This window comes from Frisingicoccus sp., assembly GCA_016298055.1.
Lineage (GTDB): Bacteria > Bacillota > Clostridia > Lachnospirales > Lachnospiraceae > Frisingicoccus.
In genome coordinates this window covers 1-13,062 of record JAEDDO010000051.1, presented here as the reverse complement: position 1 = coordinate 13,062, position 13,062 = coordinate 1, and the positions used below count along the sequence as shown (strand labels likewise).

General features: G+C 41.8%; 6 protein-coding genes and 1 pseudogene. 4 read left to right on the top strand and 3 right to left on the bottom strand.

The annotated features are described in order from the left end of the window. The first annotated feature begins 70 nt into the window (after positions 1 to 70). Both QZZ35_RS05825 and QZZ35_RS05820 read left to right on the top strand, forming a co-directional pair. Positions 71 to 1,264, top strand: a complete 1,194-nt coding sequence (locus tag QZZ35_RS05825) for a coenzyme F420-0:L-glutamate ligase (RefSeq protein WP_291236551.1) — start codon at positions 71 to 73, stop codon at positions 1,262 to 1,264. Between the two features lie 13 nt (positions 1,265 to 1,277). Further along, entirely contained in the window at positions 1,278 to 2,006 is a 729-nt protein-coding gene (locus QZZ35_RS05820) for a nitroreductase family protein (protein ID WP_291236550.1), read from the top strand. A 129-nt stretch (positions 2,007 to 2,135) separates the two neighbouring features. Here the strand turns inward: QZZ35_RS05820 and QZZ35_RS05815 are convergent, their stop codons facing one another. The 3 genes and pseudogenes from QZZ35_RS05815 to QZZ35_RS11630 all read right to left on the bottom strand — a co-directional run. Then, on the bottom strand, positions 2,136 to 4,034 hold the full coding sequence (locus QZZ35_RS05815; protein ID WP_291236549.1) for an extracellular solute-binding protein: 1,899 nt from the start codon (positions 4,032 to 4,034) through the stop codon (positions 2,136 to 2,138). A gap of 5 nt (positions 4,035 to 4,039) precedes the next feature. Beyond that, positions 4,040 to 4,873: an ABC transporter permease gene (locus QZZ35_RS05810; protein WP_291236548.1), complete on the bottom strand. Its 834-nt coding sequence runs from the start codon at positions 4,871 to 4,873 to the stop codon at positions 4,040 to 4,042. Between the two features lie 488 nt (positions 4,874 to 5,361). Further along, a pseudogene (locus QZZ35_RS11630) lies at positions 5,362 to 6,450 on the bottom strand (ABC transporter ATP-binding protein); the annotation flags it as partial. Between the two features lie 221 nt (positions 6,451 to 6,671). Here QZZ35_RS11630 and QZZ35_RS05800 point away from each other — a divergent pair. Together QZZ35_RS05800 and QZZ35_RS05795 are read left to right on the top strand one after the other, a co-directional pair. Next, positions 6,672 to 8,072, top strand: a complete 1,401-nt coding sequence (locus QZZ35_RS05800; protein WP_291236547.1) for a sodium-dependent transporter — start codon at positions 6,672 to 6,674, stop codon at positions 8,070 to 8,072. 145 nt (positions 8,073 to 8,217) lie between these two features. Beyond that, the gene (locus QZZ35_RS05795; RefSeq protein ID WP_291236546.1) at positions 8,218 to 12,915 is read left to right on the top strand and encodes a GAF domain-containing hybrid sensor histidine kinase/response regulator; all 4,698 of its coding nucleotides are present in this window, start codon (positions 8,218 to 8,220) and stop codon (positions 12,913 to 12,915) included. The last annotated feature ends 147 nt before the right edge of the window (positions 12,916 to 13,062 follow it).

Below are 13,062 nucleotides of genomic sequence, written 5' to 3'. Positions count from 1 at the left end.
TTTTACAACGGACAACTTATGATACAATAGAGCAGAAGAATTAAAAAATAATACACATGGGGGTATAAACATGGAAAGAAGAGTGGGAACAGTTTCAAGAGGCATTCGTTGTCCGATCATCCGTGAAGGAGATAATCTTGTCGAGGTTGTTGTTGACAGTGTTCTGGGAGCAGCAGAGAGTGAAGGATTTGAACTCAGGGACAGAGATGTTATCGGTATTACAGAATCGATTGTGGCACGTGCACAGGGTAATTACGCAACTGTTCAGGATATTGCGGCGGATGTAAAAGCAAAATTAGGCGGAGAAACAGTGGGCGTTATTTTCCCGATTCTTTCACGCAACCGTTTTGCTATTAATCTCAAAGGCATTGCTATGGGATGCAAAAAAGTTGTTTTAATGCTCAGCTATCCGAGTGATGAAGTCGGCAATGCACTGCTGACTTATGATCAGCTGGATGACGCAGGTATCAATCCATATTCGGATGTTTTGACACTGGAAAAATATCGTGAATTATTTGGTGACAATAAGCATGAATTTACAGGTGTTGATTATGTGGAATATTATTCCAATATTATCAGAGAAGCAGGTGCAGAGGTCGAGATTGTTTTTGCAAACCATGCAAAGACTATTTTGAATTATACAGACAAAGTGATCAACTGCGATATTCATACAAGAGTGCGTACAAAACGTATTTTGAAAGAAGCAGGAGCAAAAGTTGTCTGCGGACTGGATGATATTATGACAGAGTCTGTGAACGGCAGCGGTTATAATACAAAATATGGTCTTCTCGGTTCCAATAAATCCACAGAAGATAAGATTAAGTTATTCCCGAACGAATGTAAGGATCTTGTTCTTGATATTCAGTCTGTGATCATGGAAAAGACAGGAAAACATGTGGAAGTTATGGTATATGGTGACGGTGCTTTTAAGGATCCTCAGGGCAAGATCTGGGAGCTGGCAGATCCGGTGGTATCTCCTGCATTCACAGACGGCCTTATCGGTACACCGAATGAATTGAAATTAAAGTATCTTGCAGATAATGATTTTGCAAATTTAAGCGGTGCCGAATTAAAAGAAGCCATTTCCAACAGTATTAAAGCCAAAGAAGACAATCTTGTAGGTAATATGGCATCTCAGGGAACAACACCGAGACAGCTGACAGACTTGATTGGATCTTTATGCGATCTTACTTCCGGTTCAGGAGATAAGGGCACACCGGTTATCTTGATTCAGGGTTATTTTGATAATTTTACAACAGAATAATCGGGAAAATATAATGAATGAAGTTCTAAAGCAATTATATGAAAGAAAATCCATCCGTGTGTTTGAAGACAGGGATATTTCTCAGGAAGATAAGGCCTTGATTCTTAAGGCGGCTGCTATGGCACCAAGTGCAGGTAATCAGCAGCTTTACACAATTTTGGATATTACCGATTCGGCCCTTAAAGAATGTCTTGCAGATACGTGTGATCATCAGCCGTTTATTGCTGATGCAAAGATGGTCCTGATCTTTTGTGCGGACTGTCAGAAATGGTATGAGGGGTTTGTTTCGGCCGGATGTGAGCCAAGAAAACCGGGTGTGGGAGATTTGCTTCTTGCCGTGTCGGATGCGAATATTGCGGCGCAGAATACAGTTGTTGCAGCGCAGAGTCTTGGGATCGGCTCCTGTTATATCGGAGATATTATGGAGAATTGTGAGATTCACAGAAAACTTTTGAATTTACCTGAATATGTTTTTCCGGCAGCCATGCTTGTGTTCGGTTATCCAACCAGACAGCAGATTGAACGGAAAAAGCCGGAACGTGCGGCTATGCAGCATATTGTGCATGAGAACGGTTACAGACATATGAATGAAGAAGAACTGAAAGAAATGTTTGGACCAAAATCTGGTGTGCAGGGATATCGTGAATGGATGAAGGCTTTTTGCGAACGCAAGTTTAATTCGGATTTTTCTGTGGAGATGACACGTTCTGTGGAAGAATATTTAAAGATTTTTCAAGAATAATGTGTGTATTTGATGGTGGGGGACGACGTGGTCGATCCCCCATTTTGCAAAAAAGGATGTTCTGAATGGGTAATTCAGATACATCCTTTTTTGTTCGTATATGCGTGTTCGGCGTATCACACCAGAAGGTTATTTGTTGGCATTGCTTGCCGCAATTTTTACTTTGCTCCACAGATTACTGATGATCTTTCGGGTATCATCATTGAAAACGAAAACTTCGTCCTGATTGTTGTCAGTCCGCGGAATATAAGCGTTAATGCCTTCATAGTCTCCGCCTTCTCCGGACAATTCGTCCATGACTTCCTGGTTTGGTGAGGTGTAACCCACATAACTGGAATTATCATAAGCACCTTCATAGGAGCAGACATGATTGATAAATTCATGAGCCAGATCCGGATTTTTTGCATTGGCCGGAATAACCATGGCGTCGGACCAGAGATTGGTACCTGTTTCCGGAAGATAAAATCCCATATCTTCATTTTCACTCATAACATAGGCGGCATCACCGGAATAGATCAGACCGAGAGCTTTACGACCCTGTACCATATTGTCGATGATCTCATCAGTTACAATTTCCGGTTCCATGGTACGAACACACTGTACAAGCCAGTCATACGCCTGCTGGAGTTCAGATGCATCTTCTGTGTTCATAGAATAGCCGAGAGCCTTTAAGGCCATCATAAAGGAATCACGTTCAGAGTCATATAAGTAAATATTGCCTTTGTATTTTTCATCGAGGAAAATGTTAAAGCCTTCGTTAACAAGGTCTTCTTCGTCAACAACGGTCGTGTCATATACAATACCGACAGTACCCCAGAAGTAAGGGACTGAGTATTCATTATTTGGATCATATGGAAGTCCTTTGACAGCGTCAGCGAGAAGATCCATGCAGTCCAGTTTGTCAGGATCCAGTTTCTGAAGATAATCTTCGTCGATGAGACGCTGGATCATATAATCACTCGGTACGAGAATATCATAGGATTCTCCGTTGGCAACTTTGATATACATCTGTTCATTGGAGTCAAAGTTTTCCATAACAACGGTGGCACCCGTTTTTTCCTCAAAATCCTGAATGATGTTTTCACCGGTATATTCCCCCCAGTTATAGACATGGAGCGTCTGACCTTCATATGGAAGAGAAGAGTCACTCATTTTCATGCCGGAGAAAACAAGGAGTCCAAGAACAAAACATCCGCAGACAGCGGCAGCGGCGACAAATGTTTTTCTTCCGCCTACAGTCTGTTTTTTTGCCTGCTTTGCAAAAAATACCGGTACAAGATTAATGAGAAGCAGGGCAATTGTTATGATAATAACGACCAGCGTGGAAAGTGCGTTGATGCTTGGATTGACACGCTTACTCATCGTATAGACCATAATACTTAAGTTTTTTACACCGCCGCCGGTTACAAAGTAGGAGATGATAAAATCATCAACAGACATTGTAAAGGCAATCAGGGCACCGGATATAATACCCGGTGTGATCTGCGGAACAATGACTTTGATCAGGGCCTGCCAGGGAGTGGCACCAAGGTCCATGGCTGCATCCGCAAGGTTCGGATCCAGAGACCGGATTTTTGGCATAACCGAAAGTATAACGTATGGAATACAGAAGGCAATGTGTGCCAGCAGCATTGTTGTATAGCCTTTTTCAACTCTGAAAGTAATGAACAACAACATAAAACCGATGGCTGTTACGATCTCCGGGTTCATCACCGGGAGATTATTGACCTGTTCCATCAAATCCCGAATGATTTTTTTTGATTTACTCAGTCCGATGGCAGTGATCGTACCGACAACGGTAGAGATCAGAGTGGCGATGAGAGCCACACTAAAAGTTGTGTACAGAGACTGCATCATATCTCTGGATTCCAGCATATGTTTGTACCAGCGCAGGGAAAAACCTGTAAAGCCGGTGAGCGATTTGCTGTCATTGAAGGAAAAAACAATCATGTAAATGATAGGAAGATAGAAGAACAGAATCATTAAAACCATGAGAATTTTTCCAAAAGTACGTTTTTCTTTTTTCATAATGTCTATTCTTCACCTCCGTTATTTCTTTTTTCAATATTTCGTACAGCGATCATCATCACGATCATAATAACGGCCATGATCATGGAAATGGCACTTCCGAAATTCCATTCGCCGGCCGTGATGAACTGATTTTCGATCAGATTTCCGATGAGGAAATACTGTCCTCCGCCGAGAAGTTTCGGAATAAAGAAGGAACTTACTGCCGGAAGAAATACGAGTGTGATACCGTTAATGACACCCGGAAGGGAAAGGGGCAGTGTTACCTTCAAAAAGGTCTGTATTTTATTGGCACCGAGGTCTGCGCTGGCTTCAAGCAGAGAAGTATCCATTTTTGTCAGCGATGTATGGATCTGCAGGATCATAAAAGGTATGAAGTTGTAGACCATACCGAGGAGGACGGCACCTTCTGTGTAAAGAAGTTCCTGATTCCCCAAACCGAAAATACTTAAAATCTGCTGGATAATGCCGTCTTCACTGAGCAGACCGATCCATGCATAGGTTCTTACAAGCATGTTGATCCAGGTCGGCAGTGTAATACATAAAATCAAAATGTTCTGCATGCGCTCGCTGTTGCCGGAAATAAAATAGGCTACCGGATATCCGAGCAGAAGGCAGATGACGGTCGTCTTTATTGCAATAAATATGGAACGCCAAAGGATTAATAAAAAGTCGGGGTCGGTGAAAAATTTGGCGTAATGTTCCAGTGTCAGGGTGAAAGAAATGATGCTGTTTCCCTGTTGTGTGAAGGAATAGATGGCAATCAGAGCCATCGGCATGACAAGCATCAGCACAGCCCAGACGATATAAGGAACGGCTAACTGGGAGAAGCGTTTCATTCAAATACCACCTTTGACATGACATGAATATCTTCCGGGAAGAATGTCAGTCCGACCACCTGACCTACTTCCGTGTAATCGGTCGTATGAATCTTAAATTCCCGTCCTGTCGTGGAGAAAGTGATTTTATAGACACCCTCTTTAATATTTTCAGGATCAAAATCATAATCCACACTGATATCGATACTTTGATTTTCATCGCTTAATTTCCAGCCCTGAGCATTCGCCCATGTTTTGATGTCCGTGTCCAGAGCCTGGGATTCGGTAATTTCATCTACAGATTTAAAGAAGTTAAATGCCATAATCGCTTCATTGGCTTTTTCATTTTTGACAAATGGCTGATTGACCACGTAAATATTTCTCTGAATGCTTGTACCGCCGGAAGTGGAGAAGGTGACAGGATAGCAGCCGATCTCCTCTTTAAGATCATATTCGATTTTGGCAATGGAAATATATTCGTCATCTTCCGGTGTCCATGCCTGAGCATTGGACAGAGCGATAATTTCTTTGTCATCCAGATCTTTTAAATCTTCAATATCTACAAAGAAGTCATTGGCACTGATCTTTTCTTTTCCGTTTTCACTTGTAACATCACGATTGCGGATGACATGCATGTTGGCGGTCACTGTTGTACCCGGAACGGTTTCTACAATAATTTCATAGTGCACGCCTTTAAAGAGGACACTTAAAACTTCGCCTGTCATCTTTCCGTGTTCGACATCGACAATATCGATATCCTCCGGACGGATGACCACATCCACCTTTTCATTCTGACGGAAACCGAAATCCACACAGTCAAAGGTAATGTCATCAAAACGTACCTTGTAATCTTCAAGCATAACGGCCGGTATGATATTACTCTCACCGATAAAATTGGCCACATAGGAGTTTGCCGGCTCATTATAAATTTCTTCCGGTGTCCCCACCTGCTGAATCTCGCCGTTTTTCATGACAACGATCTTATCGGACATGGTCAGAGCTTCTTCCTGGTCATGAGTGACAAAAATAAAGGTAATACCGACCTCCTGCTGGATACGTTTCAATTCGTACTGCATTTCTTTTCTGAGTTTTAAATCGAGAGCTGCAAGGGGCTCATCAAGGAGGAGTACCTTTGGTTCATTGACCAGAGCTCTTGCGATCGCAACACGCTGCTGCTGACCGCCGGATAACCGGGTCGTATTTTTATTTTCATAACCTTCAAGTCCGATGAGTTTGAGCATCTTCATGACTTTCTGTTCAATAACGTCTTTACTCATCTTTTTTATCTTCAGACCAAAGGCAATATTTTCATAAACGCTTAAATGCGGAAAGAGCGCATATTTCTGAAATACAGTGTTTAATTCACGCTCATAGGGGGGCTTGTTACTGATCTCCTCACCATCGAACATCACACTGCCTTCATCCGTGTTTAAAAATCCGCCGAGAATACGGAGCAGTGTTGTTTTTCCACAGCCGCTCGGACCAAGTAAAGTGACGAATTCATTTTCGTAAATATCCAGATTAATGCCTTTTAATACAATCTGGCCGTCAAAACTTTTTACGATATTCCGAAACTCAATCAGTTTCTTTTCTTCCATATCACCTTCCCCTTTCTGTAAAAGTATTGAATAGTAATTTATTATACCTATTTGCGGGCGTATTGTGCAATAGTGTTTTCGATATTTAAACAAATAATTTGATATTTATCGACATATAAAATGAAAAGGGCTTGCCGAAGCAGTAATATATATAGTATACTAATCGTCGGACTCTGATTTAGTAATAAATTAGAGAATTTGTAAAAAAAATGGAGATTAGAATGGAAAAGAAAGAAACAAGGGGCAGCTTTACAGGAAGCGTCGGATTTGTTCTGGCTGCGGCAGGAAGTGCTGTAGGACTTGGAAATATCTGGCGATTTCCTTATCTGGCTGCAAAAGATGGCGGCGGCATATTTTTATTATGCTATCTGATATTGGCATTAACTTTTGGATTTACACTTTTGACAACAGAGATCGCAATCGGACGTAAGACCGGACAAAGTCCGCTGACAGCTTATCGTGCCATGCATCCAAAGATGGGATGGGTCGGTATTCTTGCCAGTCTGATACCTGCGATCATTCTGCCTTACTATTGTGCGATCGGCGGATGGGTATTGAAATATCTTGCCGCTTATGCAACAGGGCAGGGGAAGAGTGCCGTATCCGATGGTTACTTTACTTCCTTTATCACATCCCAGTGGAGCCCGATCATCTGGTTTGTGATCTTCCTTTTAGCAACGACACTGGTTGTTTATATGGGTGTTGGAAATGGCATTGAACGTTTATCAAGAATTCTGATGCCGATACTGCTTGTCTTAATCGTCGTCATTGCAGTATTTTCACTGACACTGAGTCATACAGATGAAAGCGGTGTGACACGTACAGGACTTCAGGGATTTTGGGTTTACGTGGTGCCGGATTTTACAGGCTTGACTTTGAAAAAATTCATCATGATCCTTATGGACGCTATGGGACAGTTATTCTATTCCATCAGTGTGGCTATGGGTATTATGATTACTTATGGTTCTTATGTGCGTAAAGAGACCAATCTTGTCCGGGCGGTGAATCAGATTGAGATATTTGATACACTGGTTGCTTTCCTGGCCGGACTTATGATCGTTCCTGCTGTTTATACATTTATGGGAACAGAAGGTATGGCCGGAGGACCGAGTCTCATGTTTGTATCTCTTCCGAAAGTGTTCGGAGCTATGGGCATTGCGGGAAATATTGTCGGAATTGTTTTCTTCGTGACGGTAGCCTTTGCGGCGCTGACCTCTTCTGTGTCCGTTATGGAAGCAGTTGTTTCAAGTGTTATGGATAAATTCCACGTTAAACGGCAAAATGCGGCTCTCGGTGTCGTGATTGTGACATTAATTCTTGGCGTTGTTGTTTGCCTTGGTTATAATCTGCTTTATTTTGAAGTGACACTTCCAAATGGTTCGGTCGGACAGGTGCTGGATATTATGGATTACATCAGTAACTATTGCCTGATGCCTGTTGTGGCTATTGCAAACTGTATTCTGATCGGATGGATCCTCACACCAAAGACCATTATTGATGAAGTTACAGGTAAGGGTATTTACAAATTTGGTCGTGAAAAACTGTATGTTGTTATGATTAAAATTGTTGCTCCGATTTTGCTGCTGTTTTTGTTTATGCAGTCACTCGGAATCTTTAAATAAGGGTGGCAGGTTTCTTTCTTAAAGTAAGGGAACCTGTCACCCCTTTTCGATTTTTGTAGGAATTATAAATTAGATATGTTAAAATTAAATAATAAAAGTCATATGATATTATGCTTACGTTAAAATAATATCCAGGGGGTGCATCATGAATACACAAAATAGAATGAGCCAGGAAGAGGCTATAAGAAAGTTTTTGCGTGTATGCATGGATTATACAAAAGATGAAGGTGCAATGGATTTGATACTCGCATATCTTGGCGAATATTATGGTGCGGATCGCTCTTATATATTTGTGTTTAATGGGGAGAGCAAAGAAACCGGAGATGTTTACGAATGGTGTCGTCATGACATAGCATCGGGGGAGGATGTGCTTCGTCATATTTCATCTGAAGATATGGAATGTCTGATTAAGGTTTTTGAAGAAAAAGGAGAGTTTTTTGTTCGTTTTTCGGATAAGGAGAAGGATTCGGATTCCATAAGTAACCCTATTCTTGATATGCAGGAAATTCATAGTTTTATGGCGGCTCCTTTGATTCTTCACGACAGAATTGTTGGTTTTCTGGGGATTTGTAATCCATGCAGATGTACGGAACACCTTTTGTTGTTAACGGTAGCGGCATCTTCCTGCTATAGTGAAATCAGAGACAGACAACCGAAAAATCCAAATAATGAAACGTCAGTCCAGATACCGGAAGACCGTATGAAGATCATACAGTCTTTAAGTGAAATTTATACTTCTGCATATTTTATTGACATTGAGAAGAATTATTTTACGGAAATTTCATCGGCATCACAGGTGCACACGCATATCGGTGCGTCCGGAGATGCCAAGGAACGGCTGAATTATTTTTGTCATCACATGGTGATGCCTGAATATACAGATGAGATGCTGGAATTTGTCAATCTGTCCACACTGGATAAAAGATTTTGCAAAACACGTATATTGTCGAAACAGTATCGAAGCAGGGTATTTATGTCCGAAAAAACGGGTAATTGGATGGAATGTTGTTTTATTGAAAGTGACCGGGATGAGGATGGGCGATTGGCTCACGTGATTTTTGCGACCCAGTCGATTCATGAGGCAAAGGTCAGAGAGCTGGAAGCACAGGAAAAATTGCAGAAGACGAATGATGAGCTTGCAGGGCTTTTAAAAGCCGAAAAACAGCATACAGCGATCATCAGCGCTTTAAGTAATATTTTCTTTGCATTGTATTTTATTGATCTTGAGAAGAATTCTTTTCAGGAGCTGATTCAGCTTGACAGTTTACATCATGTTTACAGTCAGAAGGGAAATGCGCGATATGCTTTAAAAACGCTGGTGGAAACACTGGTGTCCGATGAATATCGGCCTGCTATGCGTATTTTTACTGATTTTGATACGATTGATATGCGGCTTAAAGAACAGAACATTATTATACAGGAATATGTTCCTTCTTCCGGCGGCTGGGCCAGATGCAGTTTTATTCCGGTGGAGAGAGATTCAGAGGGAAAAAATTTAAAGGTTCTGTGTACACTTCGAAATATTACCGCAGACAAGAAAGCAGTGGAAACCCAGGATAACCTGATTCAGGCATTGGCCATTTCATATGAAAATGTTTATGCGGTCAACATGGATACAGTGGAGGCTGTATGCTATCGTATGGGTCAGGCGATGAGTGAACGGTACGGAAAGAAATTTGCGATAGGAAATTATGAGGAGAATATCCGTTCCTATATTGACAATGATGTTCTTGAGGAAGACAGATATTTGTTCGATGCAATCTGTTCTGTTGAAAATGTGCGGGAACTTCTGAGGGATAAGCAGGCGTATTATTTTAATTACAGAGTATTTCGTAATAATAAGGAAGAATATTACCAATGTCAGATCGTGAAGCCGGATAATGAAAGAAATGAGTTTGCTGTAGCTTTTAAGAATATTGATGCGGAGAAAAGACTGGAACTTGTTCAGCAGAAAAAGATTAAAGATGCTCTTGAGTATGTTGAAAAGATCAATGAAACACTGCAGGATGAGATGGAAATAGCCGGTGCACTGAGTAAAGAATATCCGAATGTGCTTCTGCTGGATCTTGCAAAGGACACATCTACGATCATAAAGGTGGACGGTAAGATCATCGAGAAGGAGAAGCGTGTCTCGAAACGCTCTTATGAGGCCGCATGGGATGATTTCATTAAAAAGTATGTTCTGGAGAAGGATCAGGAGAACTTAAAAGCATCCGTTTCCATTCCGGCCGTGCAGCGTGCGCTTGAAGACAGTGATGAATATATATGTACTTACCGTACAATTTATGACAACACAGGCATACATCATTTTCAGGCTGCATTTATGCGAACCTATTCTTACCGTACGGCGGAAAGTCAGATTATTTTAGGTTTCCGAAATGTGGATAATATTGTAGAAGAAGAGCGAAAGCACACGAAGATTCAGGAGGAGCAGCTTCGTATTATCGGGGCATTGAGCCGTGAATACCATAGTCTGTTTAAGATCAACTCCAGGACAAGTAAGATGACCCTTTATCGGACAGACGGCATCGGAATGGAGACACAACAGCTTAATAAATTAATGGAACTGGAAGATTATGAGGCTGTTCTTGATAAATATATCGACCATTATGTTGTTCCCGAAGATCGTGATCGGATTAGAGAGGCCACTACACTGAATGTACTTATGAAACGGGTTCCTGAGACGGGGCTGTATAAGCTGGGTTACAGAAGAAATATGAATGGTATCATCTCTTATTATGAGATGAATATTGTTAAAACGGTTGATGAGAATGGAACGGCCATATTTATTCTGGGACTGCGCGACGTCAGTGATGAGATGCAGAAGAAATTAAAGCAGGCAAGGGATATTGAAGAGCAGAGTGAGATCATCGAAGGTCTCGGATCGGAATATTATTCAGTTCTTCTTGTAGATCCGGAAAGGGATAGGGTTACTACCTATCGGGCAATTGATGAGGATGGACAGGAGATCGAAGAACATTTCCGAAGACATAACGGTTGTTGGTCAAAGGGAATCCGAAGTTATTCTGAAGAGATGGTATCGGAGGAAAGCCGCGGTGAATTTATTGATAAATTGTCTCTTGAGCATATTCGGGCAGACGGGGAGGCTTATTCTTTTACATATGAAAAACTTATCGATGGCGGTATTGTATATCTGCAGGCGAGGGTTGCCTTTGTAGAAGAAAAGGACGGTAGATTCGTTGCAGTTGTGGGAACACGAAATGTGGATGATCTGATCAAGAAAGAGCGGCAGCAGGAGATGGCGCTTCAGGCCGCATTTGATGCTGCGGAAGCGGCAAATAAAGCAAAGACGGATTTTCTGTCCAATATGTCTCACGATATACGAACACCTATGAATGGAATCATCGGTATGACGGCCATCGCCGCAACCCATATTGATGATAAGGAGCGTGTCCGTGATTGTCTGCAGAAGATCACTCAGGCCAGCAAACATTTGCTCAGTCTGATCAACGAAGTTCTGGATATGAGTAAAATAGAATCGGGGAAAGTCGATCTGAATGAAGAAGAATTTAACCTTTCAGATCTGATCGATAACCTGCTCACAATGACCAGTTCTCAGATTGAAAAGCATCATCACGAGCTGTCTGTCAATATTTCCGGGGTTGTCCATGAAGCCGTTGTCGGTGACAGTCTTCGAATACAGAAGATATTTACCAATCTGATGAGTAATGCGGTGAAATTTACGCCGGACGGAGGAAAGATCCAGCTCTCAATTTCAGAAAAACCTTCGAATCAGGCAAAAGTCGGATGCTATGAGTTCATATTCGAAGATAATGGGATGGGCATGAGTGAAGAATTTTTAGATCAGATCTTTGAGCCTTTTTCCAGAGCTTCGGATGGTCGGGTGAACAGAATACAGGGAACAGGTCTTGGCATGCCGATCAGCCGGAATATTGTCCGGATGATGGGAGGCGATATTAAAGTCGAGAGCACATTCGGCAAAGGTTCCCGATTCACGGTGACGATTTATCTGAAACTTCAGGAGAATGTAGAACTTCATTATGATAAATTTATTGATCTGGATGTTCTTGTGGCCGATGATGATACCTTATCGCTTGAATCCTGCTGTGGCATTTTAAACGATTTTGGTATGCGGGCTAAAGGAGTCTCCAGCGGCAGAGAAGCTGTTGCATCTGTCGTGGAACATCATGAACAGAAACGTGACTATTTTGCCTGTATTATCGATTGGAAGATGCCGGATATGGACGGGATTGAAACGACAAAAGCGATACGAAAAGCCGTCGGAAAAGGTGTGCCGATCATTATTATTTCCGCCTATGACTGGTCAGATATTGAGCAGGAAGCCAGAGCGGCCGGTGCAAACGCATTTATAAGTAAACCTTTGTTCCGCTCAAGACTTGCAAAAACTTTTAACATGCTTGTGGGTGAAGAAGATACGAAAGAGCAGGAAGCACCTTTTGCTGATCTGGATCAGATGGATTTTACAGGTCGTCGCGCACTGCTTGTAGAGGACAATGAACTGAATGCGGAAATAGCCACAGAGATTCTGGAAATGACGGGACTGGCTGTAGAACATGCAGCGGACGGAGCCGAAGCGGTTGATAAGATGTCCGGATGTGAAGACGGCTATTATAATATTATTTTTATGGATATCCAGATGCCGAATATGAACGGATATGATGCGACGAGAGTCATTCGTGCCATGGATCGAAACTATTGCAGACAGGTACCGATCGTTGCCATGACAGCGAATGCATTTGCAGAGGACGTCCTGGCGGCAAAAACCGTCGGAATGAATGAACATATCGCGAAACCTCTGGATTTGAAGGCACTTGCGAAAACGTTGAACAGGTGGCTTTAGAAATGTAAATAATACATAAAAAGATGGGGCTATAATACAAAAAATATGTCAATAATAGATAAAGAATAATAGGGATAAATGTGAACTATTAATATAGACGTAAATGATTTTTAATGTTACAATAAAGACATCTTATAAAGTATTGCT

Excerpts from the sequence above, each read along its gene's own strand:
- QZZ35_RS05825 (WP_291236551.1), top strand. The coding sequence starts at position 71 with ATGGAAAGAAGAGTGGGAACAGTTTCAAGAGGCATTCGTTGTCCGATC.
- QZZ35_RS05820 (WP_291236550.1), top strand. The coding sequence starts at position 1,278 with ATGAATGAAGTTCTAAAGCAATTATATGAAAGAAAATCCATCCGTGTG.
- QZZ35_RS05815 (WP_291236549.1), bottom strand. The coding sequence starts at position 4,034 with ATGAAAAAAGAAAAACGTACTTTTGGAAAAATTCTCATGGTTTTAATG.
- QZZ35_RS05810 (WP_291236548.1), bottom strand. The coding sequence starts at position 4,873 with ATGAAACGCTTCTCCCAGTTAGCCGTTCCTTATATCGTCTGGGCTGTG.
- QZZ35_RS05800 (WP_291236547.1), top strand. The coding sequence starts at position 6,672 with ATGGAAAAGAAAGAAACAAGGGGCAGCTTTACAGGAAGCGTCGGATTT.
- QZZ35_RS05795 (WP_291236546.1), top strand. The coding sequence starts at position 8,218 with ATGAATACACAAAATAGAATGAGCCAGGAAGAGGCTATAAGAAAGTTT.